This window comes from Ottowia sp. oral taxon 894 (assembly GCF_001262075.1).
Classification (GTDB): Bacteria; Pseudomonadota; Gammaproteobacteria; order Burkholderiales; family Burkholderiaceae_C; genus Ottowia; species Ottowia massiliensis.
Window position 1 is genome coordinate 1,226,838 of the sequence record NZ_CP012073.1, and the last position, 25,842, is coordinate 1,252,679.

22 protein-coding genes and 1 pseudogene are annotated in these 25,842 nt (G+C 63.4%); 17 read left to right on the forward strand and 6 right to left on the reverse strand.

The genetic code is table 11. The features are described from left to right. Positions 1–329 precede the first annotated feature (329 nt). A complete protein-coding gene (locus ADJ79_RS05155) occupies positions 330–1,418 on the forward strand; it encodes a BMP family ABC transporter substrate-binding protein (protein ID WP_050715066.1) in 1,089 nt (362 codons plus the stop codon). Between the two features lie 619 nt (positions 1,419–2,037). On the opposite strand, the gene ADJ79_RS05160 is transcribed toward ADJ79_RS05155, so the two are convergent. Further along, a complete protein-coding gene (locus ADJ79_RS05160; RefSeq protein ID WP_050715067.1) occupies positions 2,038–2,904 on the reverse strand; it encodes a hypothetical protein in 867 nt (288 codons plus the stop codon). A gap of 289 nt (positions 2,905–3,193) precedes the next feature. On the opposite strand from ADJ79_RS05160, the gene ADJ79_RS05165 reads away from it, so the two are divergent. The 3 genes from ADJ79_RS05165 to ADJ79_RS05175 all read left to right on the forward strand — a co-directional run bounded on the left by ADJ79_RS05165 (position 3,194) and on the right by ADJ79_RS05175 (position 5,298). Further along, positions 3,194–4,240, forward strand: a complete 1,047-nt coding sequence (locus tag ADJ79_RS05165) for a S66 peptidase family protein (protein ID WP_050715068.1) — start codon at positions 3,194–3,196, stop codon at positions 4,238–4,240. 187 nt (positions 4,241–4,427) lie between these two features. Continuing rightward, positions 4,428–4,658 (forward strand): hypothetical protein, encoded by a 231-nt coding sequence (locus tag ADJ79_RS05170; protein ID WP_050715069.1) that lies wholly within the window; start codon positions 4,428–4,430, stop codon positions 4,656–4,658. Between the two features lie 58 nt (positions 4,659–4,716). Then, positions 4,717–5,298 carry a LysE family translocator gene (locus ADJ79_RS05175; RefSeq protein WP_050715070.1) on the forward strand — a complete coding sequence of 194 codons (582 nt, stop codon included), beginning with the start codon at positions 4,717–4,719 and terminating at the stop codon, positions 5,296–5,298. Positions 5,299–5,624: 326 nt separating this feature from the next. Here the strand turns inward: ADJ79_RS05175 and ADJ79_RS15425 are convergent. Then, a pseudogene (locus ADJ79_RS15425) lies at positions 5,625–5,879 on the reverse strand (Fe-Mn family superoxide dismutase); the annotation flags it as partial. A gap of 23 nt (positions 5,880–5,902) precedes the next feature. Between ADJ79_RS15425 and creD the strand changes: the two are divergent. Further along, positions 5,903–7,342: a cell envelope integrity protein CreD gene (gene creD / locus ADJ79_RS05185; RefSeq protein ID WP_050715071.1), complete on the forward strand. Its 1,440-nt coding sequence runs from the start codon at positions 5,903–5,905 to the stop codon at positions 7,340–7,342. 95 nt (positions 7,343–7,437) lie between these two features. Here the strand turns inward: creD and ADJ79_RS05190 are convergent, their stop codons facing one another. After that, positions 7,438–8,358, reverse strand: coding sequence for a Tim44 domain-containing protein (locus tag ADJ79_RS05190; RefSeq protein ID WP_371256927.1), 921 nt, complete (start codon positions 8,356–8,358; stop codon positions 7,438–7,440). Positions 8,359–8,669: 311 nt separating this feature from the next. On the opposite strand from ADJ79_RS05190, the gene ADJ79_RS05195 reads away from it, so the two are divergent. The 6 genes from ADJ79_RS05195 to ADJ79_RS05220 all read left to right on the forward strand — a co-directional run bounded on the left by ADJ79_RS05195 (position 8,670) and on the right by ADJ79_RS05220 (position 14,034). Next, complete coding sequence (locus ADJ79_RS05195) at positions 8,670–9,119, forward strand: peptidylprolyl isomerase (protein WP_050715072.1); 450 nt, start codon at positions 8,670–8,672, stop codon at positions 9,117–9,119. Then, positions 9,112–10,164 carry a 4-hydroxy-3-methylbut-2-enyl diphosphate reductase gene (gene ispH / locus ADJ79_RS05200; RefSeq protein WP_082203073.1) on the forward strand — a complete coding sequence of 351 codons (1,053 nt, stop codon included), beginning with the start codon at positions 9,112–9,114 and terminating at the stop codon, positions 10,162–10,164. Before ADJ79_RS05195 ends, ispH begins: the two co-directional genes overlap by 8 nt. A 300-nt stretch (positions 10,165–10,464) precedes the next feature. After that, positions 10,465–10,725: a hypothetical protein gene (locus tag ADJ79_RS05205; protein ID WP_050715073.1), complete on the forward strand. Its 261-nt coding sequence runs from the start codon at positions 10,465–10,467 to the stop codon at positions 10,723–10,725. Between the two features lie 11 nt (positions 10,726–10,736). Beyond that, positions 10,737–11,171 (forward strand): type II toxin-antitoxin system VapC family toxin, encoded by a 435-nt coding sequence (locus ADJ79_RS05210; RefSeq protein WP_156304037.1) that lies wholly within the window; start codon positions 10,737–10,739, stop codon positions 11,169–11,171. 20 nt (positions 11,172–11,191) lie between these two features. Beyond that, positions 11,192–13,372, forward strand: coding sequence for a glycine--tRNA ligase subunit beta (gene glyS / locus ADJ79_RS05215; protein ID WP_050715075.1), 2,181 nt, complete (start codon positions 11,192–11,194; stop codon positions 13,370–13,372). An 11-nt stretch (positions 13,373–13,383) separates the two neighbouring features. After that, positions 13,384–14,034: a hypothetical protein gene (locus ADJ79_RS05220; RefSeq protein ID WP_050715076.1), complete on the forward strand. Its 651-nt coding sequence runs from the start codon at positions 13,384–13,386 to the stop codon at positions 14,032–14,034. 291 nt (positions 14,035–14,325) lie between these two features. On the opposite strand, the gene def is transcribed toward ADJ79_RS05220, so the two are convergent. Next, complete coding sequence (gene def / locus ADJ79_RS05225; protein WP_050715077.1) at positions 14,326–14,853, reverse strand: peptide deformylase; 528 nt, start codon at positions 14,851–14,853, stop codon at positions 14,326–14,328. Between the two features lie 238 nt (positions 14,854–15,091). Here def and ADJ79_RS05230 point away from each other — a divergent pair, with 238 nt between their 5' ends. The 6 genes from ADJ79_RS05230 (at position 15,092) to ADJ79_RS14060 (ending at position 24,440) form a co-directional block, all read left to right on the forward strand. Further along, positions 15,092–16,453 carry a LysM peptidoglycan-binding domain-containing protein gene (locus ADJ79_RS05230; RefSeq protein ID WP_050715078.1) on the forward strand — a complete coding sequence of 454 codons (1,362 nt, stop codon included), beginning with the start codon at positions 15,092–15,094 and terminating at the stop codon, positions 16,451–16,453. A gap of 126 nt (positions 16,454–16,579) precedes the next feature. Beyond that, the gene (gene dprA, locus ADJ79_RS05235) at positions 16,580–17,770 is read left to right on the forward strand and encodes a DNA-processing protein DprA (protein ID WP_050715079.1); all 1,191 of its coding nucleotides are present in this window, start codon (positions 16,580–16,582) and stop codon (positions 17,768–17,770) included. 550 nt (positions 17,771–18,320) lie between these two features. Further along, a complete protein-coding gene (locus ADJ79_RS05240) occupies positions 18,321–19,118 on the forward strand; it encodes a DUF1269 domain-containing protein (RefSeq protein WP_172674030.1) in 798 nt (265 codons plus the stop codon). Between the two features lie 519 nt (positions 19,119–19,637). Further along, positions 19,638–22,922 (forward strand): hypothetical protein, encoded by a 3,285-nt coding sequence (locus ADJ79_RS15180; RefSeq protein WP_216597155.1) that lies wholly within the window; start codon positions 19,638–19,640, stop codon positions 22,920–22,922. 885 nt (positions 22,923–23,807) lie between these two features. Next, a complete protein-coding gene (locus ADJ79_RS14055; RefSeq protein ID WP_156304038.1) occupies positions 23,808–24,095 on the forward strand; it encodes a hypothetical protein in 288 nt (95 codons plus the stop codon). Between the two features lie 165 nt (positions 24,096–24,260). Next, the gene (locus ADJ79_RS14060; protein WP_156304039.1) at positions 24,261–24,440 is read left to right on the forward strand and encodes a hypothetical protein; all 180 of its coding nucleotides are present in this window, start codon (positions 24,261–24,263) and stop codon (positions 24,438–24,440) included. 234 nt (positions 24,441–24,674) lie between these two features. On the opposite strand, the gene cutA is transcribed toward ADJ79_RS14060, so the two are convergent. Both cutA and ADJ79_RS05265 read right to left on the reverse strand, forming a co-directional pair. Next, positions 24,675–25,055, reverse strand: a complete 381-nt coding sequence (cutA, locus tag ADJ79_RS05260; protein WP_050715083.1) for a divalent-cation tolerance protein CutA — start codon at positions 25,053–25,055, stop codon at positions 24,675–24,677. A 30-nt stretch (positions 25,056–25,085) separates the two neighbouring features. Then, positions 25,086–25,610 carry a TlpA disulfide reductase family protein gene (locus tag ADJ79_RS05265; RefSeq protein ID WP_172674031.1) on the reverse strand — a complete coding sequence of 175 codons (525 nt, stop codon included), beginning with the start codon at positions 25,608–25,610 and terminating at the stop codon, positions 25,086–25,088. Between the last annotated feature and the right edge of the window lie 232 nt (positions 25,611–25,842).

The window sequence follows — 25,842 nt, forward strand, 5'->3', positions numbered from 1 at the left end:
GCCCAAGGAGCCATCAGCGCACGGACGGTGGAGTGCATTTTTCAGCGCGGTTTCGAGGCCGTGCGGTTTTGCGGTGCGTGAAAGCAAAAGGCATCAAAAGCGCCGCCTGCCTACAATCGCCGCCGCCCGCGCGCCAGCTTTGCCCCGGCTGGCGCGCGGTTTTCATTTCATCCGGGGCCATGTCGAGGACAACCATGTACAAAAACCTCCCCGCCGCGAGGGAACGCGCGGCGATTTCGCATTCTGCGAGGGCACGCGCGGCGCTTTCCCTTTCTGCGCTGGCACGTGCGGCTGCCTTTTCTGCGCGGGCTTGCGCAGTTGCCTGCCTTGTGCTGGCCGCTGCTTCCCAGTCTGCCCTGGCTCAACCCGCCTTGGCCCAGCCCGCAAACGCGCCCGAAAGCGCGTCCGAAAGCGCGCCGCTGCAAGCCGCCTGGGTTTACATGTCGGTGGTGCCGCCTGCGGGCTGGACGCGCCAGCACGATCAGGCCCGCCTGCAAGCCGAGCGCGCGCTGGGCGGGCGCGTGCAAACCAGCGCCGTGCCTGATGTGCCCGAAAACGCCGCCGATGCCGAGCGCGTGCTGCGCGATCTGGCGCGGCAAGGCAAGCGCGTCATCTTCACCACCAGCTTTGGCTACATGCAGCCCGTGATGAAGGTGGCGGCGGAGTTTCCCGGCGTGAAATTCGAGTGCCTGACCTGCCTGCAAACCGCGCCCAATGTGGCCGTGGCCAATGCCCGCTTTTACGAAGGGCGCTATCTGGCCGGCATTGCGGCGGGCCGCATGAGCGAAAGCGGGCAAATCGGCTATGTGGCCGGCTTTCCCATTCCTGAAGTGCTGCAAGGCATCAACGCCTTCGCGCAGGGCCTGCGCAGCGTCGCGCCCAAGGCGCGCGTCAAGGTGGTGTGGCTGAACGAATGGTTCAACCCGCCGCGCGAGCGCGATGCGGCCATGACGCTCATCAACCAGGGCGCCGATGTGCTGGCCTTTCACACCGGCTCGACCGCCGTGATGGCCGCCGCCCAGGAGCGCGGCAAGCTCGCCGTGGCCTACCACTCCGACATGCGCATGGCCGCGCCCGATGCGCAGCTGCTGGCTGTGACGCACCAGTGGGGCGACTACGAAACGCGCCGCCTGCAAGCCGTGCTGGACGGCACATGGCAAAGCCAGCGCCTGTGGGGCGGCGTGAAAGACGGCATGGTCAGCGTGGGCCACTTCGGCCCGCGCGTGCCCGAAGCCGTGCAAAAGCAGGTGCTTGCCCGCCAGGCCGACATGGCCGCAGGCCGCCTGCACCCTTTTGCCGGCCCCTTGCGCGACAACACGGGCCGCGAAGTGCTGCCCGCCGGGCAAACGCTCACGGATCAGCAAATCATGGAAATGAACTGGCTGGCCGAGGGCGTGCAAGGCACGCTGCCGCACTGAAAACCGGCTCAAAGTTCGCCTGAGGGAGCGACAAGCGCGGCCTTGGGCGCTTTGGGGCCTTGCAGCCGCCCTGCCGGGCCGCAAGCGCTGCCTGCCGCCCATCCCGGCCCGCGCTTTTGCTCTCACGGTCAGACTCTGAACCGGTTCTGAGGGCGCGGGCAGAGGGCTTGACAAGGGGCCAGTTCAGCTCCTTGATTCATAGCATGATGTCCTGGTGCTGCGGGCGAAAGAGCCGTTTTTATGCTCTTGAATTCGCTCCTTTTTCTGATGTGCATGCAGGCGGCGTCTTGCTTGAAGCGGCCTGCCCCGGCCATCAAGACGAAACAACGCCGCAAGCTCCGGCGCGGCCTGCGCGAAGAGCGCTCCCGCCCCTGCCTCGTCTGTTCCTGACGAACGGAACGCCCGCGCTGGCGGAAAAGGGAAAGCTGCCTTCAGTTCGCTCCCGTATTCATAGCGTTATGTCCTGGTGGAATGTGCGCAAACGCTGTTTTCGGCCTCTTGAATTTGCTCCTGCTTTTGATGGGCCAATCCCCCGCACTGGCGGGCAAAAAAGCGCGTGGGCCGAGGCCGCGCCCCAATCTGCGCTTTCCGCACTCGCGGACAGATTGCGTGCAGGCGCTTACGCGGGGGCGCTGCCGGCGTCGTCGTCTTCGCCAGCGGGCAGGGCTGGGGCGGGAAGGCTGGGCGGGGCGCTGGCCGGGCGGGTCAGCCAGGTCTGCAAAAAGGCGGGAAAGGCCCGCACGGGCAAGGGCGAGGGGCCGTCGTGCCGCCAGCGCACGCGCCAGGCGCTGGCGGGGCCGGGCATGGGCAGTTCGGCGTCCAGGGCCAGGGTGCCGCTGGTTTTGCCGCTGCCGGGCGCGCCCAGCAAGGCCAGCCAGTCCTGCACGGGAATGGCGGGGCCGTGCAGGCGCAGCAGCCAGCCCCGGCCGTCTTGTTCCGGGGCGCGGTCGGCCTGCCACCACAGGGTGATCAGGGGCGGCTGCGGGCTGGCGGGCAGGCTGCCTGACGCGGGCGGCGCGGTAAGCGGGTTGGCGCCGAGCATGAGGGTGCCGCGCAGGTGCTGCACGCGGTCGCGCATGAGGGCAAGCTGGACGGCGGGCAGGCGCAGGGCATGGGCAGGCCGGCCTGCGGCAGGCAGGGGCAGTGCGCAAGGCTCGCAGTGCAGGATGAGGATGGGCGCTTCGTTCAAGCCCTTGCCCCGGGCGGGCAGCCAGGCGATATCCAGCGGGCCGTAGCGGGTGCGCAGTTGCAGGCCGTCAAGCTGCGGGCCGAGCCAGGGAGAGGTGCCCAGCCAGGCCAGTTGCACGGCGCTGGCGCGTATGGCCCAGGGGCCGCTGCCGAGGGTGACGGCCCATTCCCCCGCCTGCGGGGCGAGCGCGGCGCGCAGCAGCGCCCAGGCCATGAGCGGCAGGGCGGCCAGGATGGCGGCCGCGCAGGCAAGAACGCGGAGCCAGCGGCGGCGGACGAAAGAGGTTGGGGCAGGCATGAGCGAAGCAGGGAGCGGGTGTAGCGGCGGCGTTCGGGGCCGGTTCAAAGTCTGTGCGCGGGCGCAAAAAGCGTGGGTGGTATTGGGCGGGGCTGCCGTGTTGCAGACAGTCAGGCTGGTCTGCGCTTTGCAGCCCATGCCGATTCGCGGCCCCTCACTGTTAAACCTTATCATCCAGATGGTAACAGTAAAGCCATTTTAATTCCTGCAAGCGCCGAGGCTGATATTAAGGGGTTTGCCGCAGACAAAAGAAATCCCTGCATGTTGAAGAAATATTGGGAGAAAACCTGTGAGGGTAAAAAAGATCGCTATTGTCAGCCCTTCGCTGGGCTTGCTTGGCGAACCGTTTGTGAAGCACGAGAAAGAAATAGGCTTCAGGCGTTTGCGTTCATACGGAATAGAAGTGGTTGCCGCTGCGAATGCCTGCAAGGGCATCGAGTTTCTCAAACGCCATCCCGAAGCCCGCGCGCAGGATTTGCTGGATGCTTTTCGTGATCCGTCTGTCGACATGATACTGTGCGCCATTGGCGGAGATGACACCTACCGGCTGCTGCCGCATTTGTTTGGACATGATGAATTGCTGCATGCAGCCAGAAATAGCCAAAAGATTTTTCTCGGCTTTTCCGATGCGACGGTGAATCATTTCATGCTGCATAAAGCAGGCATCCATACGTTTTATGGCCAGTCATTTTTGTCAGATGTGTGCGAGCTTGAAGATGAAATGCTGCCCTATTCGCGGAAGTATTTTGAGGAATTGCTCGCAACCGGCACAATACAAGAGATACGCCCGAGCGATGTCTGGTATGGTGAACGCACGGCATTTGATGAATCGCAAATTGGCGTCAAACGGGTGCGGCATCCGAATCGCGGATTTGAATTGTTGCAAGGCAATGCCGTATTCTCCGGCAAAATCCTGGGCGGTTGCATTGAAACAATATATGATATGTTTGACAATACCCGCCATGATGACAGCCCTGCCCTGTGCCGCCAGTATGATATTTTCCCGAGTGTTGATGACTGGCGTGGCAAAATACTGCTTCTGGAATCAAGCGAAGAGTGCGCCAAACCTGAAATCTATCAAAAGATGCTGCAAACATTGAAAGCGGCCGGCATTTTTGAAGTTGCAAATGGCGTTCTTGCCGGAAAGCCAATGAATGAGGTGCATTATGAAGAATACAAGCGCCTCTTGATAAGCGAAATAAACAAGCCGGATTTGCCGATTGTGTATAACTTGAATGTCGGGCACGCAACGCCGAGGTGCATTGTTCCGTTGAATGTTGAAGCAACGGTTGATGCCGCAAGGCAGGTTATACGGTTTGCATGGGGCAGGGAATAATCTTGAGGGTAAAAAATCGATTTCTGGTCTTGAGCAGGCTTCCAGAAAGGCATGCAGGCATCAAAACAGGAGCAAATTCATGACCCCGAAAAACGGCTCCCGCGCTCTTTTTACTAGGACATATTGCTATTGATTAAGGAGCAAATTCAGGCTTTGGGTCTGTAGAGGCGAAGGAGTGGAATTGGGCATGCCCTGCACCGCGCGGGCGGCCCTTGAAGGCGGGTGGTTTGAAGGCAATGTGAAGCGGCCCGCCGTACAAAGCCTGCGTGCGGCTGGCGTGAAGGCGAATTTCATCGCCTCCGCGCAAAACGGCGCGATCATCGCGGTCTTTGTCGAGTCTGTTTGCCATCTGTTTTGTGATGATAATCGCAAAAAGACGCGGCGGAATTTTAAAATTTCATTCGCCGCCGCGACATAAAATTTCCGCGACAGGCTCGCGATAAATTTAAAATTTAGCTGCAATTTAGGGGTTTGCAATGCTTCTGTTTTTTCTTACGATCTTTCCGATATCGCTGATGCCGGGCATCAACATGACCTACGCGCTAAATCTCGGCATCGCGCGCGGCTATCTTAAGGCGCTGCCCGCGCTACTCGCGCAGGTGCTGGGCGTCACGCTCGTGGCGCTTGCGTGTATATTCGGCGTCGCGGGCATTCTGCTTGCGCACCCTGCGGCGCTTAGCGCGATTAAAATTTTAGGCGGCGCGTATATTTTTTATCTGGGCGTCGCGACCTTTTTAGCGCGCGGAAATTTTAAGCTGCAAAAACAAAAGCGCAGCGAAAATATCTTCCTACAAGGCTTCGTAGTCGCAGTCTCAAACCCCAAGGCGTGGATATTTTTCACCGCGCTCTTTCCGCCGTTTTTGGACGCGGACAATCTTTTCGGCGCGCGCACCTTCGCCCTCGTCGCCACGCTGTGCGTAAGCGAAAGTATCTGCCTTAGCATCTACGCGCTGGGCGGAGCGGTGCTAAAAAATCTTCTGAAAACACATCTGAAATACCTCGAAATTTTCTGCTCGGTGCTGATGTGTGCGATCGGGCTTTGGATGATTTTGGGCTAAAATTTTGATTAAATTTAGCGCCCGAGTCTTGATGGAATTTTATTAAATTTAAAAGATAGATTGAAAAGTGGTATTGCTGCGGCTAATCTCAAGAAAAGCCCTTAAAATTTAACCGCTAGCTTTGAATTAAAATTTTAAGCGATCGGTCGCGTGCAGCAAGCGCCGCGGCGGTTATCGTCCGCAACGAACCTGCAGCGCGTTTAGGCGGTTTTGGCTTTGTGTAGCATCGCCTCGCCGCATGCGCTTAAATTTTAAATTTAATCTCTGCCGTGAAGCTCGTCGATATAAAATTTCACCGAGCCGAGACCCTCTTTTTTAGCCCATTCGTAGGCGCTTGAGACGAACTCCCAGTTGATGCCTGCGTAGAATTTCTCCAGATATTTCGGGCGCGCATTGTACTCGTCGATGTAATATGCGTGCTCCCAAACGTCCACGACTAGAAGCGGCACGAGCTCAGATGCAAAAAACGCGGCCCCGGGCGGTCTGCGGACAGTCAGGCCCGTCTGCGGCTTTCGCCTTGCGGCCCATCCCGATTTCCGCGCTGTTGCCCTCGCGGCCAGATGGCAGGCAGGCTCTCTCATTTGAACCAGAAAAGGAAAAAAACATGACCTTGCGCCTGACGGCCTGGCGCGATTCGCTGCTGGCCAAAACCGCTTTGCTCTTTGTGCTGTGGCTTGTGCTGTGCATTCCGCTGAGCGAAATTCTGGGGCTGATTCGCGAGCGCGGCGACAGCCAGCGCAGCGCCGCTGAAGAGCTGGCGCAAACCCACGTGGGCGCGCAGACGCTGGCCGCGCCTTATCTGCTGGTGCCTTATGTGGAGCGCTGGCGCGAGCCGGTGCGCGATGACAAGGGCCAGATCACGGGCGAAGAGTTGCGCCAGCGGCAGGACGTGGCCATCGTGTTCCCCAAAACGCAAACGATGCAGGGCACGCTGGCCACGCAAGAGCGCTACCGGGGCATTTTCAAAGTGCCTTTCTACCGGCTGACGGCCAAGGTGCAGGGCGAAATTCCCCCGTTTGACGTGGACAGCCTGCCGCATAGCGTGGAAGGCTCGCAAATTGAAGTGGGCGGCGAAGCTGGCGCGCCGGTGCTGGTGCTGTCCATGTCTGATTTGCGCGGGCTGGAAGGCGCGCCGCAGCTTGAAGCCGCCGGGCAGGCGCTGACGCTGGAGCGCGGGCTGCCCCGGGCCGCGGCGCAATCCGCGCTGGCCGCTGGCAGCGTGCAGGCGGCGCTGTCGGGCCAGGCGCTGGATACCTGGCAGCAAGGGCAGGCGCTGCCCTACGTGCTGGATATGACGCTGGCCGGCCAAAGCCATCTGGCCGTGGCTCCGCTGGGCGAGGACACCACGGCGCAGCTTTCATCGTCTTGGCCGCACCCGGGCTTTGGCGGGCGCTTTCTGGCGGCTGAACGCACGGTGAGCGATACGGGCTTTGAGGCGCACTGGCGCATCTCTTCCCTGACCACGCAGGCGCGCGCCCAGCTGGCCGCAGCGCTCAAGCAGGAAAAAGCGGCGAACCTGGAGCGGCTGGAAACTTTTGATGTCACGCTGACGCAGCCCGTGAACGTGTATTCCATGAGCGAGCGTGCGGCCAAGTACGGCGGCCTGTTCATCGCGCTGGTCATCATGGCCGCTTTCATGGTGGAGCTGTTCAAGCGCCTGCGCCTGCACCCCGTGCAGTACGGGCTGGTGGGGCTGTCGATCGCCGTGTTCTTCTTGCTGCTGCTGGCGCTGTCGGAAAAAATGGCCTTCGCCTGGGCCTACGCGGGCGCGGCGGCAGCCAGCGTGGCGCTGCTGGGCCTGTATTTCAGCGCCGTGCTGGGCGGCGCGCAGCGCGGCGGGGCGCTGGCGGCTTACGTGGCCGTGCTCTACGCGGCGCTGTATGGGCTGCTGGCTTCTGAAAACAACGCCCTCTTGCTGGGCGCGCTACTCGTGTTCGCCATGCTGGCTGCGCTGATGCTGGGCACCCGCCATGTGGACTGGTGGCAGCTGGGCGGCGGCAAGGAGCGGGGCATCGAGCCGCCTGATTTCCCGGAGCGGGGCTGAGAGCCTGCTCAAAGCCTGTCCGTGGATGCAAAAGCGCGCCTGGCCCCGCCTGCCAGGCCGCGCCCGAAGGGGGGTGGGTTTCCGTAAGCCGGTTTTCAGGACAAAGGCTGGATGCCCGCCACCAGCCAGCCGCCAGGGCCGGTTTTGGGCTTGGTCATGTTCCAGGCTTCGCGAAATGGGCTGGGGCCGTTGCCGTCTTCGGTGATAAGGCCGCTGAATTCGACGCTGGCCATGTATTCGGCAGGCAGCTCCTCAATGCCCAGCAGCTGCGCTTGCAGCATGTTGACCACGGTCTGGCTGGGCTGGCCGCCGCGCTCGGCCAGGCGGGCGCGGGTTTCGGCCAGCATTTCATCGGTCATCATGGCGCGCAAGGCGGCTTCGTCGCCCTTGTCCCAGGCGGCCTGAAGCGAGATGAAATTGCGCCGCGCCGCTTCGGTAAAGCCCGCAATATCAAAGCCGGCAGGAATGCCCCAGCCTTGCGGGCCGGAAAGGGCCGAGCCGATCATGGAGCCGCCTGCGGTCGTGGCCGCGCGCTCCCACGGGCGGGCGCTGGCATCGTTGCCTACCTTGGCCGGGTTGTAGGAGTTGGCCGCTGGCCAGGCGGGGCCGCCTGCGGCCTGGGCTGCGCTGCCGCGCCGCATGCGCAGCACGGCCATGCCCGCCATGACGAGCAGGGCAATGAGCAGCACATTGGCAAAGCCTTCGCCCAGCCCCAGGGCGTTGGCCAGCCAGGCCAGGCCCAGGCCAGCGGCCAGGCCGCCCAGCAGGCCGCCCCACTGGCGGCGCGGCTGCTGACCAGCCTGCTGCTGGCCGGGCACGGCTGGCTGCTGGCGGGCCGCTTCGCGCTGGGTGACCTGGCTGGACTGGCGGCCCGCCGAGCGGCCGCCGCCCAGGCGCGCGGCCCCGGCGTCGAAGCTGAATGCGGCCAGCAGCGCAAAGGCCAGCGTCAGCGCGACGAGGCGCATGATGTGTTGCAGGAAGTGGCGCGCGGGGCGACTCGGGAAGGCAGATGTCATGGCAGGTGTCTCCTGGTCAGAAAAAGAAAAGGGTTCGCGCGCCTGAAGAAGGGGGCGCAAAGCGGGGATTCAAGCGGGGATGCCCGGGCAGGCGGGGCGAAGGTTGCCCGGCGCGGACAGACCGCAAACAGTCTCTCAGGCCCAAGCGGGCGGCGATGATAGGAACGGAAGACGCGCCCGCGCCAAAGCCTGCTTGCCATCGGACAGAAGGCAAACCGATTCTGATGACCGGATAGCCGGGCGGCCAACAGGCTTTCAGGGGCATTTCTAGAATCGCGGCCAGTCCACTCAAACCGCACCAGCTGATTTTCATGAACGTCATTCATCCGGGCGCTTTTCTCACGCTGCACTACCGCCTTGCCGGGCCGCAAGGCGATGTCGTCAATACCTTCGCGGGGCCGCCGGCCACGCTCACGCTGGGCACAGGCTCGCTGGCGCCCGCGCTGGAGCAGCGCCTGCTGGGGCTGGCCGAAGGCGCGCGCGCCACATTCGAGCTGCCCGAAGGCGAAGTGTTTGGCCAGCGCAACCCGGACATGATCCAGTGGCTGCCCCGCAAGGAGCTGGACGAGCTGGACGCGCCCGACGCCGCCTATGCCGTGGGCGAAGTGCTGGAGCTGGCGCGGCCTGATGGCCAGGGCACTTTTGCGGGCGTGGTGCTGGCCGTGCGCGGCGATGGCGCGGTGCAGCTGGACTTCAACCACCCGCTGGCAAGCCGCCCCGTGAGCTTTGAAGTGCAAATCATCGGGGTGATGAATGACTGAAGCGGCGGACGCCGCCAGCGGCATCGCAAGCGCTGTTGCAAGCCGCATCGAAAACGGCATTGAAAACGCGCAAGGCCAGGATGCCGAAGTGCTGCTGGCCGCGCCGCGCGGCTTTTGCGCGGGCGTGGACCGGGCCATTGAAATCGTGGAGCGCGCGCTGGCCAAATTCGGCGCGCCCATCTATGTGCGCCACGAAATCGTGCACAACACCTACGTGGTCAATGACCTGAAAGCCAAGGGCGCCATCTTCATCGAAGAGCTGGACGACGTGCCACCCGGCGCCACGCTCATCTTCAGCGCCCACGGCGTGCCCAAGGCCGTGCAGCGCGAAGCCCAGCGGCGAGGCTTTCGCATCTTCGATGCCACCTGCCCGCTGGTGAGCAAGGTGCATGTGGAAGTGGCCAAGCTCCACAAGGAAGGCTACGAATTCATCATGATCGGCCACAAGCGCCACCCCGAAGTGGAAGGCACGCTGGGCCAGCTGCCGCCCGGCACGATTCACCTGGTGGAAACGGAAGAAGACGTGCAGCGCGTGCAGCCCTCGCAGACCGAAAAACTGGCCGTCGTCACGCAAACCACGCTCAGCGTGGACGACGCGGCCAGCATCACCGCCGCCGTGAAAGCGCGCTTTCCGCAAGTGCGCCAGCCCAAGCAGCAAGACATCTGCTACGCCACGCAGAACCGCCAGGACGCGGTGAAAGTGATGAGTCCGAAGGTGGATGTGGTCATCGTCGTGGGCAGCCCGACCAGCAGCAACTCCAACCGCCTGCGCGAGGTAGCCCGCCGCCTGGGCACTGAAAGCTACATGGTGGACAGCGCCGAAGACCTGCGCCCCGAATGGGTGCAGGGCAAATCCCGCATCGGCCTGACGGCAGGCGCGTCAGCCCCTGACATTCTGGTGCGGCAGGTGATTGAGCGGCTGCGCGCGCTGGGCGCGGTATCGGTGCGCACGCTTGAAGGCGTGCAAGAAAGCATGAAATTCCCGCTGCCCAAGGGGCTGAAGCTGGACGGGCTGGAAGCCAGCGGCCTCCAGCACCTGCGCTGAGAGCCTGTTTGCCACCCGCCTGTGGGAGCGCGAAGAGCGTGGACAGGGAGAAGTCTGCGGCCTTGCAAACCCCCGCTGGGCCGCAAGGGATGAGACGCTGGCAGCGAGTGCATTGATTTGCTCTTTTATCTATAGTTATATGTCCTAGTGAAATCAGCGCAGGGCAGCATTTAAGCCCCTCTTAATTTGCTCCTGCTTTTGATATGTCGCAGGCCGCAAGCAGGTTCCGTGGCAAGGGCTGCGCCGTGATGGGCGTATCTACAATTGCCAGCTTTGTATAAACACACGGCAAGGATCGCCATGCAAACCCAACTGGGCAAATGGGGCAACAGCACCGGCTTGCGCATTCCGGCGGAAATGCTGGTTCATCTGGGCGGCGACAAGAACGCGCGCGTTGAAATCAGCCCGCTGCCTGAAGGCGGGCTGCTGATCAGGCCCGTGGCGCAGGCGCAGCCGCGCAGCAAAACGCCTGCCGAATGGGCCGAGCAGTTGCGCGCTTTGCAACGCTCCATGCCCGTGGGCCACTCCGTCGTGCGCCAGATGCGCGATGAAGAACTGTGAGCCGCACGCGCATGACCATCGCCCGCACCTATGTGGATACCCCCGTGCTGATGGCCCTGGTGTGCCCCGAACCCGAATCGGAGCGCGCGCTGCGGTGGCTGGGTTCCTGCCAGTGGCAGGAGCTGCTGATTTCGCCTTGGACGCACGCTGAACTGGCTGGCGCTCTGGCCGCCAAGCAGCGTTTGCGGCAGCTCAGTGCGGCCAAGGCGCAGCAGGCGCTGGAGCAGGGCCGCTCCTTTTTGTCCAACGTGCCGTGCGCAGACATCACCCTGGCTGACTTTGATGCCGCTGCCACGCTGTGCGCCCCTGCTGCCGCCAGATTGCGCGCGCCGGATGCCCTGCATCTGGCCGTGGCCGCGCGCAGCGGCTGCAACGCGCTGGCTACTTTTGACGCCGGCATGCAAAAAGCCGCCCGCAAGCTGGGGCTGGCATCCGTCTCTTTTTGAAGCCCTTTTCCTTCCAGAGCATGACTACACAAAACCTCCTCGTCGAACTCTTCACCGAAGAACTGCCCCCGAAGGCGCTGCAAAAGCTGGGCGAAGCCTTTGCCGGGCGGCTGCTGGAGCAGCTGCGCGCGCAGGGCCTGGCCGCCGAAGGCGCGCGGGCCACGCCTTACGCCACGCCGCGCCGGCTGGCCGCGCACATCACGCAAGTCAAGGCCCGGGCCGATGACCAGCCGCGCCGCATCAAGCTCATACCCGTGAGCGTGGGGCTGACGGCAGACGGCCAGCCCACGCCCGCGCTGCTGAAAAAGCTGCATGCCGTGGGCGCTGACGCCGCCGCCGTGCCCCGCCTGCAACGCGCGCCGGACGGCAAGGCCGAGGCCCTGTTTCTGGACAGCGTGGCGCCCGGCGCGAGCTTGCAGGCCGGTTTGCAGGCGGCGCTGCATGAAGCCATCGCCAAACTGCCCATTCCGAAGGTGATGACCTACCAGCTGCAAAGCGGCACGCCCCTGCCCGGCTGGGACAGCGTGCAGTTCGTGCGCCCCGCGCATGGCCTGCTGGCGCTGCACGGCGCGGATGTAGCGCCCGTGACCGCGCTGGGCCTGACGGCGGGCCGCCTCACGCATGGCCACCGCTTTGAAGCGCAGGCCGACCCCATCGAAATCGCCCATGCCGACGACTACGCCCGCGCCCTGCGCGAGCAAGGCGCGGTGATTGCCAGCTTTGCCGAGCGCCGCGCCGATATCGCCGCGCAATTGCAAGCGGCCGCCGCACAGGCCGGCCAGCAGCTGGGCGAAGAGCTGACGCCCATTCAGGACGAGGCCCTGCTCGATGAAGTCACCGCTTTAGTGGAGCGCCCCAAGGTGCTCATCTGCCAGTTCGAGCCAGAGTTTTTGCAGGTGCCGCAAGAGTGCCTCATCCTCACCATGAAGGCCAACCAGAAGTACTTTCCGCTGCTCGACGGCGCGGGCCGGCTCGCCAACCGCTTTCTCGTGGTCAGCAACATCAGCCCGCAAGACGCCAGCGCCGTCATCGGCGGCAACGAGCGCGTGGTGCGCCCGCGCCTGGCCGACGCGCGCTTTTTCTTCGAGCAAGACCTCAAAAAAACCCTGGAAAGCCGCGTGCCCGGCCTGGCCAAAGTCGTCTATCACAACAAGCTGGGCACCCAGGGCGAGCGCAGCGAGCGCGTGCGCCAGATTGCCCATGCCATCGTCCATCAGCTGCGGCAGGCGCAATACCCCTACACGCCCGAAGACAAAAGCGCCTTTGACGCGCTGGACAGCAAAGTCCAGCAAGCCGCGCGCCTGGCCAAGTGCGATTTGCTCACCGACATGGTGGGCGAGTTTCCCGAGCTGCAAGGCGTGATGGGCGGCTACTACGCCCGCCACGAGGGCCTGCGCGACGGCGTGGCCATCGCCATTGAAGACCACTACAAACCGCGCTTTGCGGGCGACGCCCTGCCGCGCAACCACACCGGCTGCGTGCTCGCGCTGGCCGACAAGCTCGAAACCCTGGTGGGCCTGTTCGGCATTGGCAGCCTGCCCACGGGCGACCGCGACCCCTTCGCGCTGCGCCGCCACGCGCTGGGCGTGCTGCGCATCCTGGGCGAAAAGCGGCTGCCGCTGGAGCTGCCCGCGCTCATTGCCGCTGCCGTGCCCGCCTTTGGCAGCCTCATACAAGACCCCGCGCAGCCGCTGCTGGCCTTCTTTGGCGACCGCCTGGCCGTCAGCCTGCGCGAGCAGGGCTACAGCGCGCAGGAAGTGGACGCCGTGCTGGCCCTGCCGCTGGGCCGCCTGGGCGATGTGGCCGCGCGCCTGGCGGCCGTGCGCGCCTTTGCCGCCCTGCCCGAAGCCGCCGCGCTGGCCGCTGCCAACAAGCGCATCGGCAACATCCTGAAAAAAGCCGAAGCCGAAGGCCCCGTGGACGCCCACGTCAACGACGCCCTGCTTCAGGAAGATGCCGAAAAAGCCCTTTACGCCGCCATGCAGGCCACCGCGCCCGCTGCCAGCGCACAGTTCGAGGCGGGCGACTACACCGCCAGCTTGCAAACCCTGGCCGCCCTGCGCGCGCCCGTGGACGCTTTTTTTGACGACGTGATGGTCAATGCCGAGCAGCCCGATCTGCGCCTGAACCGCCTGGGCCTGCTCAAGATGCTGCACCAGGCCATGAACCGCGTGGCCGACCTGGCCCGGCTGGCGGCCTGAGGCAGCCCCCCATGAGCGCCCCCGCGCCCGCAGCGCAGCAGCCGGCTGCACCGCGCACGCCGGAGCAGGATCGCGCGGCGTGGCGCGCGCTGATCTGGACGGCTGCCCCCGTCATCGCCACCCTTGCGCTGCGCGCCAGCCTGCACGGCCACGCGGGCGAAGCCATGCAAGGGCCGCATGGCGCGCTGCAACCCTTGCGCGAAGCCGCCCAGGCCGCCAGCGCCGGGCAGGCGCTGTGGCTCGCCGCGCGCCCCTTCATTCTGTCAGCGGCCGCCTTGCTGGCCTTGTGGCTGGCAGGCCGCCAGGCGCTGCGCCGCTGCGGCTGGCAACGCTTGCGCCCCGCCGCCCTGGCCCTGTGGCTGCTGCTGTGGCTGGCCGCCGCAGCCTGGCTGGTGGTCAGCCACCTCAACCGCACAGGCCGCAGCGCCCAGCCCGCGCAGACCGCACAAGTGCTGCTCGTGCGCGAAATCGCCCCCACCTCGCGCGGCCCCGGCGGCGCCGAGGTCTATGTGCAGACCGGCCCCGGCGCCCCCGCGCTGCGCGTGCTGGCCGAGGGCCGCGCCATGTCCGACTTTCCGCAGAACAGCGCCGTCACCCTGCGCCCTTGGCGCGGCCGCTGGTGGGGCCGATGGGCGACAGTAGAGCGCGCTGGCGAGAACTGAATCAGGCCGCCCCCGGCCCGTGCCACAGGCGCCACACAGACGCCAGAGCTGACGCGGCGGATGGAAACGGCCCCAGGCAGGCTCCGCATGCCAGACACAATCAAAAAAAGGAGCAGATTTGAGGGACCAAAACGAAGCCTCGCGCAGATTCCACTAGGACATCATGCTATATATAAAGGAGCTAAAAGCCATGCCCTCGACTTGATTCACCCGCAGGCGGCTTTTCTTCCCATCTTTGAACCGCGCTTTGCCCCCTGCGGTCTGGCCATGAACAGGCCCCAGCGGTAGCCGTCAGGCGGCTTCCTTGGCCTGCTGCGCGGCCAGGCGTTCGGCCTTGAGCATCTTGGTTTTGATGCGGTTGCGTTTGAAGGCGGAGAGGTAATCGATGAACAGCCTGCCCTTGAGGTGGTCCATTTCATGCTGAATGCACACGGCCAGCAGGCCATCGGCCTCGATTTCGCGCGATTGGCCGTTTTCATCCAGCGCCCGCACCTTCACTTGTGCGGCGCGTTCCACGCCGTCATAGACGCCGGGGATGGACAGGCAGCCTTCCTCGCCCTTGACGCGCTCTTCGCTGGCCCACAGCAGCTCGACGTTGATGAGCGCGATGGGCTGGTTGCGTTCTTCGGACACGTCAATGACGATGACGCGCTCATGCACATCAATTTGCGTGGCGGCCAGGCCGATGCCCTTGGCCTCGTACATGGTTTCGAGCATGTCGGCCACGAGGGTGCGGATGCGGCCATCCACCGCCTGCACGGGCTGCGCCACTTTTTGCAGGCGCGGATCGGGAAAGTGAAGAATGGGAAGAAGCGCCATGAAGCTTAGAGAACCTGTTCACAGTCGGCCCGTGGTTTGCGAGAAGCGGCCCGGCTGACCAGCCTGTGCGCAAAAACCACGGCAAATGACGCAGTCAGCTTAAGCCGGCTGCAAAAAATGTGGCTATTTTCTTTATTTTTTGCTTTTCGCGTTGGCTTCACGCGCCACATCCGTTGCTCCGACACATTCGTTGAATGCAAAATACAGGCGCTTAGTCAAGAATACAAGCTGCAAAACAATGAAACACACCTTTGCGGATCTCCCCAAGCGCCTCGCTCTGCCTGTCCTGGCGGTGCTGGCCGCCGCCGTGGCCCTGCCCGCCCAGGCGCGCTTCCCCAACTACCCCATCACATCGCAGCAGCGCGCTACCGCACAGAAAGTGGCGCAAGACGGCGTGCCGCTGTCCGCGCTGGCGCCCAACGCGCCAGACGAATACACGGTGCGGCGGGGCGATACGCTGTGGCGCATTTCAGGCTTGTTTCTGCGCTCGCCCTGGCGCTGGCCTGAACTGTGGGGCATGAATATCAACGACATTCGCAACCCCCACCTGATCTATCCGGGGCAGAAGCTGTATCTGGACAAGTCCAATGGCCGCGCTCGCCTGCGCCTGATGCGCCCGCTGGACGGCACGAATGGCACGGTGCGCGTCACGCCGCAAACCCGCGTGGAAATGCTTGACAGCAGCCCGCTGCCCACCTTGCAGCCGCACATGATTGAGCCGTTCCTGACCGAGCCGATCGTGGCCGATCTGGAAACCTTCGAGAAAGCGCCGCGCATTGTTGCCCGCACTGAAAAGCGCGTGCTGGTGTCCGAGGGCGACCGCGCCTACGCGCGCGGCCCGAAGGATGCGCCGCTGAAAATCACGCCGAATGAAACCACGCTCTACCGCGTGTTCCGCCGCGCCGTGCCGCTCAAGGACCCTGAAACCGGCGAAATCCTGGGCTACGAAGGCCAGTTCGCGGGCAAGGTGAAACTGGTGCGCAACGAAACCATTCTGGACGAGCGCGACAAGAAAAAAGCCAACAACGAGCGCGATTCCGAATTTGACCCGCCCCGCGTGCCCGCTTCCGGCATGCGCAGCGCTGGCGAATACACCGATGCCGAGCTGATCCGCATGGGCTACATGTCGGCGGATGGCTCCACGGTCAAAGGCACGCCCGTGCCCGCCACGGTAGACGTGATCAGCACCAAGGAAGAAATCAAGGCGGGCGACATCCTGGTGCCCGAGCCGCCGGAGGAATTTCGCAGCTACACGCCGCATGCGCCGCTGTATCCGGTCAATGCGCGCGTGGTCTCCATCTACGGGCCGGGCGTGAACTACGCTGGCTCCTTGCAGGTGGTGGCCATCAACAAGGGCCTGCAAGACGGCGTGGAAAAAGGCCAGGTGCTGGCACTGTACACCGTGGGCAAGAACATCAAGGACAAAACGGATGGCAACCGGATCATCCGCCTGCCGGATGAACGCAACGGCATCGGCATGGTCTTCCGCGTGTTCGACCGCGTCTCCTACGTGCTGGTGATGGAATCCTTGCTGCCCGTGGAAGTGGGCGACAAGCTGATCAATCCCACCGACATGGAAGGCGCCGACATCGTGAACTGATCCGGCGGGCGCGCCGCGCCGCATTCCTGCCGTCACCGGTTTTCCCAACCGTCTTTCCGCGCCCGCCGCCCGGCCCCTTCCGGACGGCGGGTTTTTTCATTCAGCTGCGCCATCTTTTGCCCCGCCATGCCTCCTGACGAACTCACCGCCTGGCTGCGCCTGACGCTCACCCCTGGCGTTGGCAATGCCACGGCCCGCCGGCTGCTGGCCGCCTTTGGCCTGCCGCAGCAAGTGTTTGCGCAAAGCGCCAGCGCCTTGCGGCAAGTCGTCACGACCGCCCAGGCTTCGGCGCTGCTCCAGGAGCCGCCCGGGCTGCCCGCCCAGATTGAAACCACCTGGCAATGGCTGATGCAGCCTGGCGAAGAAGCTGGCGGGCCGCAGGATGCCGCCGTCACGCGCAGCATCGTCACGCTGGGCGATGAGAACTATCCGCCCAGCCTGCTCGCCACGGAAGACCCGCCCCTGCTGCTGTATCTCATGGGCCGCTGCGACTGGCTCCAGGCCACGGGCTGGCCTGCCGCGCTCGCCATCGTCGGCAGCCGCAATCCCACGCCGCAAGGGCAAATCAACGCCCGCCAGTTTGCGCAGGCGCTGGCCGGGCAGATGTCCGTCGTCTCCGGCCTGGCCCTGGGCATCGACGGCGCGGCGCATGAAGGCGCGCTACAGGGCGCGCAACCGGAGCGGCTGGCCACCATTGCCGTCATCGGCACGGGGGCCGATCGCGTCTATCCGGCGCGCCACCGCGATCTGGCCCACCGCATCGCCCGGCAAGGCCTGCTGGTCAGCGAATACCCGCTTGGCACGCCGCCAGTGGCAGCCAACTTTCCCAAGCGCAACCGCATCATCTCCGGCCTTTCGCTGGGCGCGCTCGTGGTGGAGGCAGCGCTGCAATCGGGTTCGCTCATCACGGCGCGGCTGGCTGCGGAGCAGGGCAAAGAGGTCTTCGCCATCCCCGGCTCCATTCACGGCACGCAGTCGCGCGGCTGCCACGCCCTCATCCGCCAGGGCGCCAAGCTGGTGGAAACCGCGCAAGACATTCTGGAAGAGCTGCGCCTGCCCGCCTCCCGGCCCGCGCCCGCTGCACCCGCCACGCCCGCCCCATCCACGGCGCCCACCGTCAGCGCCCCGCCGCCAGCCGGAGGGCCGCACGCCAGCCTGCTGACCGCCCTGGGCGCCGACCCGGCCAGCCTGGACGCTTTGCAGGCGCGCACCGGCTGGCCCACGCCCCAGCTGCAAGCTGCCTTGCTGGAGCTGGAACTGGCCGGCCAGGTTGGCCGCCTGCCCGGCGGCTTGTTTCAGCGCTTGGGCGTGGCCTGAGAACCCCGGTTCGCAATCTGTCCGTGGCAGCGAAAGGCGCGAAGCCGGGCCGCGCCAGCGTCAGAACCCGGTTGCAGCCTGGCTGCGAGCCTGGGCAGGCAGAAGGTTGCGCCCCGGAACGGGTTACACAGGCTGAATGGCATCAAAAACAGGAGCAAATTTAATGAAGCGGAAACACCGTTTCGCGCAATCTGCACTAGGACATCATGCTATGAATAGAGAAGCAAATATCGCTCCTCCCTACTCATGTCTAATCCTGCCCGAACCGCCTTTTCGCACCCTTCCCTTTTTGCCTCTCCACAGTCCGCCTCTGAGCAGGCTCCAAGGCTGCCGCATACCGGCCTGCCGCTGCGGCTGAAAACAGGCCCGATGCAAGAAGCGAAGCAACAAGACATTACATCCCGGCTGCCGCCACAGTCTTGCAAGCGGCCCAATGCGGGGCATCTGCGCAGGCAGCGCATGGCAGACATGCGTGCGGCCGGGCCGCCCGGCCCGGTCTTTTTCCCGCCTTTTTCCCAACTGCAAACAAACCCTGAAAGGAAGCCGTCCCATGAACAAAATCCTGGTTGCCGTGTTTGACACCGAAACCGCCGCCTATGAAGGACTGAGCGCCCTCAAGGAGCTGAACGCCAGCGGCGACATCACCCTCAACGCCACGGCCGTCATCGCCAAAAGCGCCGACGGCGCGCTCAACCTGCGCCAGGCCGCCGAACAAGGCCCCGGCAGCACGGCGCTGGGCCTGGTCACCGGATCGCTGATCGGGCTGCTGGCAGGCCCTCTGGGCTTGGCGCTGGGCGCCACCGCTGGCGGACTGACGGGGCTGCTGCTGGACTTGCGCCGCGCAGGCATGAGCGAGGAATTCGTGCAGGAAGTCAGTGAAAAACTGGCGCCCGGCAAATCCGCCGTGCTGGCCGACATGGATGAAACCTGGACTGTGCCCGTAGACACCCGCCTGGAGCCGCTGGGCGCCGTCGTCGTGCGCCACCTGCGCGCTGAAGTGGAAGAAGACCAGCTAAACCGCGAAGCCGCCCAGCTCAAAGCCGAGCGCGCGCAGCTCAAGGCCGAACTGGCCGAAGCCAGCGACGAAGCCAAAACCAAAGTGCAGGCGCATTTGCACGCGCTGGAAAAAAAGGCCCAGGCCCTGCAAGCGCGCGCGCAAGCCGCCCTGGAAGACATACGCAAGGAAGCCGAACAAAAAACCGCCGCCATGCAGGCGCAAATCCAGACAGCCAGCGAACGCCAGAAAGCCAAGGTGGAACAACGCCTGAGCGCAGCCAAAGCCAGCTATGAAGCGCGCACCGCCAAACTGAAGCAGGCCTGGGAAAGCTTCAAACAGGCCCTTTCATGAGAGCAGGGAAGGCGCCAATTCAGCTCCTATCCCAATAGCGTGATGTCCTAGAGAAACGGGCGCGAGCGGTATTTTCTACCCTCATGATTTGCTCCTGTTTCTGACATTCCCAGCCCGGCCCGCGCCCCGCCGCGCGCCGGGCTTTTTCTCGCCCAGCCAGCCTGCGCCGCCTTGCGGACAGGCCATGAGAAAAGCCGCTTTTCCCGCCGCTTTTCCCGCCACTTTTGTGCGCGGCCCTGCGCCGCCCAGCGGCTTTGGGGCGGCGGCATCTTTGAGCAGCGGCATCCGGATCAGCCCATCGAAAAAGCCCGACTGCCCCCCCAAGGCGGGCTTGCTCCCTCGCTATCCATTCAAAAAAAGTGCACCGCCTGCCCAAAAATGTGAAACATTTCAGCGCCAAGGCCTCTGTCGCAGCCGAATGCGATTAGCAGACGCACTCGCACGCATTAATACGCATACGCGCACCGTAACAGCCTGCTCCGCTTTCGTTTTCAAACCTTCCTTTTGCTGAGGCCCTTCATGAATGTGACCATTTCACCCCAGCCGCTGCAACCACTGCCGCCACAGCCGCCGTCACCTGCCGTTCCCAGTGCCGCGCCCGCCCCGGCAGCGCCCCGGCGCGAGCCGCACGGCCATGAGCAGCCGCCTCATTCAGGCCCCTCGCCTGCGCTGCCGCCTTACCTTACCGTGTCTGACGTACCGCTCACACCCGGCGCCACGCTGACGGACTTGGCCGCCCAGCCCATCGCGCACAAGCCTGCGGTTCATCTGTCTGCCTCGCCCATCGCCACGGTTGCCGGGCCAGCTCCCGGGCCTGTTTCCGGGCTGATCTTCAATCACAAGGCTCCCGTGCAAGTGCCGATGGATCTGGAGCCTATTGCCTACAAGCCTTCGCTCCCCATCATCGGCGGCGAGCAGCTGGCGCCCGTTTCGCCCGTCGGCGCTCCCGGCGCAGTTTCCAGCCCAGCGCCCACGGCCAGCCGCGAGGAGATTGCGGCGCTGGAGCTGCTGCTGCGCTCGCCCGAAAGCCAGGCCATCGTGCGCGACTTTGGCAGCGCCAGCGCATCCGCGTCCGGCGTGCCCGGCGGCAATGCGGTGGCCGACAGCATCATCCAGCGCTACGGGCCTGATCTGGCCGCGCGGCTGAACCAGCTGCATCAGGCACAAAACGCCGTGCGTCAGCAGTATCTGGATGCGATGAATGCCATGCGGCAGGCGCGGCTGCCCACGCAAAGAACGCCTGAGTGGTATGAGGCGGCAAATGGCAGAAGTCTGCCGGGCTGGCACTTTGTTGAAAACGGCGTCAGGTTCGCTGGCAGCCCCACGGATATTCCGACGGGGTTCAGGTTTGGCCGATTTGGCGACACGGGGCACTGGGAGTTTGCCCCCATTGACTTCACCCGCCACTGGGCCGCAGGCGATAGCCCGGCGCAGCGCGCCTTTGCCAGCCTGTATGGCCCTGATCCGCTGGAGTTCCGCTACGAGCGCCGCAACAGCCTGAGTGCGGGCATGAATGTGCGGCAGCACTACTACCTGGGCGAGCAGCAGCTGGACATATCGGACGTGCGCAACCACGGGCGCGGAGAAACTTTCAGCGAGCCATGGCGGCATCTGCGCGATCCGGCCACGGGCCATGAATACATCGTCACCAACACCCGCCCTGACAGCCGCCTTGAGCCGCTCGGAGGCGCCATCGATCCGGCGCGCCCGCCCAATCTGTATCACCCCGAAGCGGTGTGGTTCGACCCCGTGCATGGCTGGGTGACCGACCCGGGCAACATCAAGGTCAAGCGCGACTGGTTTGACCGCCTGGTGGGCTTTGCCGCCACCTCCTTTTTTGCCGTGGTCAGCGGCGGTGTGGCCGGGGCGCTGACTTCCAGCCTCATCGGCCAGGCGGCCTTCACCGCAGCGGCCACGGGTCTGATGCAGCAAGGCACGAGCGGCGATGGCTTTAGCTTTCGCGACGTGCTGCGTGGCGCCGTGGGCGGGGCGCTGACGGCGGGGCTGACGCAAGCGGCCGGACTGGGCGGCGCAGCCAGCGCGGCCGGCGCAGGCGAGCGGCTGATGCGCATCACCGGGCAGGCCACCATCCAGGGCGCCATTCAGGATGTGCTGGGCGGCAACTTCCGCGACGGCTTCGTGCAAGGCCTACTCTCGGGCGCGGCAGGCGAAGTGCGCGCGCGCATTGACGCCAGCATTGCCAGCCAGCTGAACCTTTCGGCCAGCCAGCGCAGCATGATGCACCTGCTCTCGCGCGCCACGGGCAGCGCCTTGCAAGCGCTGGGCAACCCCAATGACCCGGCCGCTGCCTTCGCACAGGACTTTCTGGGCAGCGTCATGAGCGGCCTGCCCATGCCGCAGGCGCAAAGCCGCGCGCCTCAGGCGCCGTCACAAGATGCCGCCGCGCAGGGGCCGCGCCAGGGCACCAATGCACAAGAGCGCCCCGCCGCGCAAGCCGCGCAGCCGCAAACCAAACCAGCCGCGCAATCTGTCACCGTGGCCGCAGGCGACACGCTGGAGAGCCTGGCGCGGCAGCTCTACGGCAGCCGCTGGAGGGCGGGCCTGCCGGTGCTGATGGCCGATAACCAAATCACCACCAACGCCTGGGGCAGCCCGCTGATCCGCCCCGGGCAAAGCCTGCAAGCCAGGCCTCTGGATGGCCTGCGCGCCAGCCAGATCGAGCAACTCTCGCGCCTGGGCGGACAAGTCATAGGCCGCAATGCGCGCGGGCTGAACTTGAGAGAGCAGATCGAGCGCATCCGCGCGCAAGCGCCTGCTGCGCCCATGCGGCCCTCAAAGCCAGCGCTGCCAGAGCGGGCCAGGCCGCAGGATTTGGCTCCGACCGTGGAAAACGCCAGAAGGCTGGAGCTGCCGCAAGCTGCGCGGCCTGAAGCCCAGCATGGCAGCCCGGCCCCTTCAACCGCGCAGCAGCCTGCCGAACCCAGCTGGGGCCAACGCCTGAACCGCAACATGCGGCAGTGGGGAGAGGGCGTCATCGACCGGCTGGATGAGGCGGCCGTAGCCGATGGCGGCGGCCTTGTGACAGCACTGGCCGCCTTGGCGCGTACACCGGCAAGGTCATTTGCCAGCTTCACGCAAGGCACGGCAGGCACGGTTTCGCTGCTCGATGGCCGTGTGCGCGGAGAAATCTCTGATGGCCTGAGCCAGGTGATGAGCGACCCGGGCCTGATTGGGCGGGCAGCCCGCGATTACTGGCGCAGCCGCACGCTCGCTGACATGGCGGCGGACCTTTATGCCAATGGAGCGGCCGGGGCCATGATGGGCGGAGCGGGAGCCGCAGCACTTGGGCGGCTCAATCGCTTGCCGGGGCTGGGCAGGGATGTGGGGGCGGATGTAGTAGCGCTGTATCGTGGCATCCGCAACCCCTTCAGACAGGAAAGAACATCACCGGGGAATATTGGAAATGACATTCCTATATCTGGCGGGCATGGCCCGCGAAGTTCCGCATATGGCGACCCGGAACGTATGGTTCATGGAGTCGCAAGCGGCAGGGAGTTTGACCCGACGCAAGCAGGCGGACCTGTGCGCAATCTGTCCACCGAAGGCGTTCGCATTACAAATCGAGGAATTGATGTCGTGGAAAGACATGTCTCAAGATTTCAACCAGATGAAGCCAACGATTTCATGATTGAACGGCTCAGAAGGATTGCTCAAGGCTCACTGGAACCAACGGAGTGGGACTTGAATTACTACACGCATGAATTGAGAGAATATGTCAGATACAGGCGTTTGGGTTGGGAATCAGGTATTCCAAAGGATCCAATGGAAGCTCACAGATTATAGAACAATGCTCACACAGCCACACTGGAAGATTATAGATTGAATGGCGATATGCTTTACCATCCTGAGGTGACACATGCTAAAGCCTGGTGAAATATTACTCCTTAGATTAATTCGAGCCAATAATGGGAAATTAAACTTTTGTACTCTTGACAGAGCAGCTTGGAGGAATGGTTAGCGCGATCTGGACAAACGGCAGGTATTTGATGCGACTTATTCATTAATTGATAGGGGGTACGTTGTTGCGAAAGGAGAAAATCCAGGGATGCCCAACTACTGGATAACGGATTCTGGCATGAAAATTTTCCAAGAATTTGTTGAAAATAAATTATGACGGGATGATAATAGATGTGTGTATTAGCTGTCATCGTGCTACTGGAAATGACATTGAACACATATTGTGCAATCAGGGGGCGTTATCTTAAGGTTTGTTGTTTGTTTTTCATTATTGGCAAAAGGAAATTCACCATTCATTATGCCTAATATCGACGAATCCAATCATTTGACATCGGCAAACTTTAGGCGGTAATCAGAATTAGAGTAATGAAACGCCGCATAAAACGATTTTTATCAGCGCAATTAAATTGCATCAGTCGCTGTCACTGAAGATGGATTTTCCATACTCTCTGTCGGTGGGCGCAGGCTGATTATTCATGGCAATCACACTTCCGTGCCGGTCACTCCAGAAATAGGGCGTGAATTGGCCCGCCAAGGGTGGCGTTGGTCTTCGCATACCCATCCGGGCAGTGAACGGAATGTATTAAGATCTTCAGAAGGAGATAGAGCCGTATTGGAAGCAATGGGACAGAAATGGAGTGTATTATTTAATAGTGAAGGCAGACGCCGAATATTTACCCCGGATGGGGATAGCCTGGAAGGATGGCAGCCATGACAAAAAAAATTCGCAAACTGAGTTTGAAAGAAATGGAACCCATTGCGCGAGAAGCTACACGAAGCGCTTTGAAAAATTATGTTTGGGAAAAAGAAAAAATGAAAAATCTGACGCTTGGTTCAGGTTTTGAAGGTGATTTTGGTATTTTTGAATTATATCTTGCGGGGAAACGCCCTGAAGATGCTGTTGTATTAACAGAAACTTTAGTTAACAGGCTAACGGGCGAAGTTTCAGTCAAGGTTTTTCTTCCGAAGAAACCGGAAGCGGGTAACCCGCCCGCATGAATGACTGGCTATCTGTTAGACCAATACAGCCGCAGCCACCTCCAATGATTGACGGCAGACCTGCTTGAGGCCAACAGTCGCGCGCCACGGGCAGCGCCTTGCAAGCGCTGGGCAATCCCCAATGACCCGGCCGCTGCCTTCGCGCAGGACTTTCTGGGCAGCGTCATGAGTGGCCTGCCCATGCCGCTGGCACGCCCTGCCGCCGCACGGGATGCGCGCGAAGCCACTCTGGCGCTGCTGGACGAGACCTTCGGCAACACCGCGCGCGATCCGCGCGACACCTTGCTGCTGGCTGCGGGGGGCGGACGCTGGCGTCTGGACAGAAGCGCTCAGCCGCAGCTTTGACTTTGGCTGCGGCTACGCAGAAGGCAGCGGCATGAGCCTGCTGCAAACGGGCGATGCCGTCGTCAGTCGCATCAACTTTCCATTTTGGCCGCCTGAATTGCGAGCGGGCTTTGTTTGGCGGGCTTGCCCCGCCGCCGTTTTGGATTCAGTCGCAGCCAGAACAGTCTCTCTGCTTGGGAAATCAAAGGCGGAAAGGGCTGTGGATGTCTTGGCGCCGCCCTGAAAGCCTGGAATTCAGGCTTTGCCCTGCTGCGGGATGGGCGCGGGCGCTGCTGGCGGGGTTGTTTCTTCCTGCACCCATTGGGCGAAAGCGGGCAGGGCCGCCGCCAGAGGCCAGCCTACGATGGCGGGCAGTTCATACGGATGCCACTGTGCCAGCGCCGTCTGTAGCGCGGGCCAGGCGCGTGCCGTGGTTTTGAATAGCACGCGCCACTCGGCTTCTTGCAGCACCTCGCCTTGCCAGCGGTACACGCTTTCGATGGCGCTGATTTGCGCGCATGCCGCAAGCCGTGCCTGCACTGCGGCTTGCGCCAGTTCGCGCGCTTGGGCGGCGCTGCCTACGGTGGTCATGGCCAGCCAGAGGGCATTGGCGGGTTCTTGCGCGGAGCGGGGCATGACGGCGATGGTTTCCTGTAAACGCACAGATCAGCGTTGTGGCGCGGCAGCGTGTGGGCATTGGGCCAGCAATGCTGGCAGCGTTTGCTGATCCAGCTGTCCTGCGTGGCGGGCGCAAGGCCGCCCGTTCGTCATGAGCACGGTAAATGGCAAGGCGCCACGGGTATTGCCCGCCGCGCGCATGAGCGCCGTCAGGCCTTTGCCGCCGCGCGCGACGGGCAAAGTGCTGCCCACGCGCTGCATCGCGCGAGCTGCGGCGGCAGGCGTGTCTGCCGTGACCAGCAGCACGCGCCAGCCGCTGGGGCCGTCGGCCAGCTGTTGCAGCAGGGGCATTTCGGCCAGACACGGAGCGCAGTCCACGCTCCAGAAGTTGATGAGCAAAGGCCCCGGTTCCTGGGAGGCGGTGATGAAACGCCCGCCATCCAGCGAGGGCAGCGTGAAGTCCCAGTCATCTGGCAAAGGCTCAAGCGCTTGTGCGCGGGCGGTCAGAGCCGCGCTCAAAGCCAAGGCCGTGAACAAAAGGCGCATCAGGGCGCGTGTGAAAGGAAAAGGCATGCGGGGAAAAAGCATGAACGCAGTCCGTTATGTAGCAAATATGTTTTTGCGAATCGGCGTTGAATGCAGGATTGTCTTTCGCAAATCATGCCCATTGGGGCGTATGGCGGCACGGCATGCTTTTGCGAGTTTTCAATATTCAGGAATTCCTAAAGCGGGGATTCATTTTCGCGATACGGGTCACTGATACTGTGTGGCTGTGATGCCGGGCATATTTGCTCAGGCATGCCGA

What these genes read in the sequence shown, in the direction of transcription:
- ADJ79_RS05160 (WP_050715067.1), bottom strand. Translation starts at nt 2,904, where the DNA reads ATGCCTGCCCCAACCTCTTTCGTCCGCCGCCGCTGGCTCCGCGTTCTT.
- ADJ79_RS05170 (WP_050715069.1), top strand. Translation starts at nt 4,428, where the DNA reads ATGCCCTGCACCGCGCGGGCGGCCCTTGAAGGCGGGTGGTTTGAAGGC.
- ADJ79_RS05175 (WP_050715070.1), top strand. Translation starts at nt 4,717, where the DNA reads ATGCTTCTGTTTTTTCTTACGATCTTTCCGATATCGCTGATGCCGGGC.
- creD (WP_050715071.1), top strand. Translation starts at nt 5,903, where the DNA reads ATGACCTTGCGCCTGACGGCCTGGCGCGATTCGCTGCTGGCCAAAACC.
- ADJ79_RS05190 (WP_371256927.1), bottom strand. Translation starts at nt 8,358, where the DNA reads ATGACATCTGCCTTCCCGAGTCGCCCCGCGCGCCACTTCCTGCAACAC.
- ADJ79_RS05195 (WP_050715072.1), top strand. Translation starts at nt 8,670, where the DNA reads ATGAACGTCATTCATCCGGGCGCTTTTCTCACGCTGCACTACCGCCTT.
- ispH (WP_082203073.1), top strand. Translation starts at nt 9,112, where the DNA reads ATGACTGAAGCGGCGGACGCCGCCAGCGGCATCGCAAGCGCTGTTGCA.
- ADJ79_RS05205 (WP_050715073.1), top strand. Translation starts at nt 10,465, where the DNA reads ATGCAAACCCAACTGGGCAAATGGGGCAACAGCACCGGCTTGCGCATT.
- ADJ79_RS05210 (WP_156304037.1), top strand. Translation starts at nt 10,737, where the DNA reads ATGACCATCGCCCGCACCTATGTGGATACCCCCGTGCTGATGGCCCTG.
- glyS (WP_050715075.1), top strand. Translation starts at nt 11,192, where the DNA reads ATGACTACACAAAACCTCCTCGTCGAACTCTTCACCGAAGAACTGCCC.
- ADJ79_RS05220 (WP_050715076.1), top strand. Translation starts at nt 13,384, where the DNA reads ATGAGCGCCCCCGCGCCCGCAGCGCAGCAGCCGGCTGCACCGCGCACG.
- def (WP_050715077.1), bottom strand. Translation starts at nt 14,853, where the DNA reads ATGGCGCTTCTTCCCATTCTTCACTTTCCCGATCCGCGCCTGCAAAAA.
- ADJ79_RS05230 (WP_050715078.1), top strand. Translation starts at nt 15,092, where the DNA reads ATGAAACACACCTTTGCGGATCTCCCCAAGCGCCTCGCTCTGCCTGTC.
- dprA (WP_050715079.1), top strand. Translation starts at nt 16,580, where the DNA reads ATGCCTCCTGACGAACTCACCGCCTGGCTGCGCCTGACGCTCACCCCT.
- ADJ79_RS05240 (WP_172674030.1), top strand. Translation starts at nt 18,321, where the DNA reads ATGAACAAAATCCTGGTTGCCGTGTTTGACACCGAAACCGCCGCCTAT.
- ADJ79_RS15180 (WP_216597155.1), top strand. Translation starts at nt 19,638, where the DNA reads ATGAATGTGACCATTTCACCCCAGCCGCTGCAACCACTGCCGCCACAG.
- ADJ79_RS14055 (WP_156304038.1), top strand. Translation starts at nt 23,808, where the DNA reads ATGACAAAAAAAATTCGCAAACTGAGTTTGAAAGAAATGGAACCCATT.
- ADJ79_RS14060 (WP_156304039.1), top strand. Translation starts at nt 24,261, where the DNA reads ATGAGTGGCCTGCCCATGCCGCTGGCACGCCCTGCCGCCGCACGGGAT.
- cutA (WP_050715083.1), bottom strand. Translation starts at nt 25,055, where the DNA reads ATGCCCCGCTCCGCGCAAGAACCCGCCAATGCCCTCTGGCTGGCCATG.
- ADJ79_RS05265 (WP_172674031.1), bottom strand. Translation starts at nt 25,610, where the DNA reads ATGCCTTTTCCTTTCACACGCGCCCTGATGCGCCTTTTGTTCACGGCC.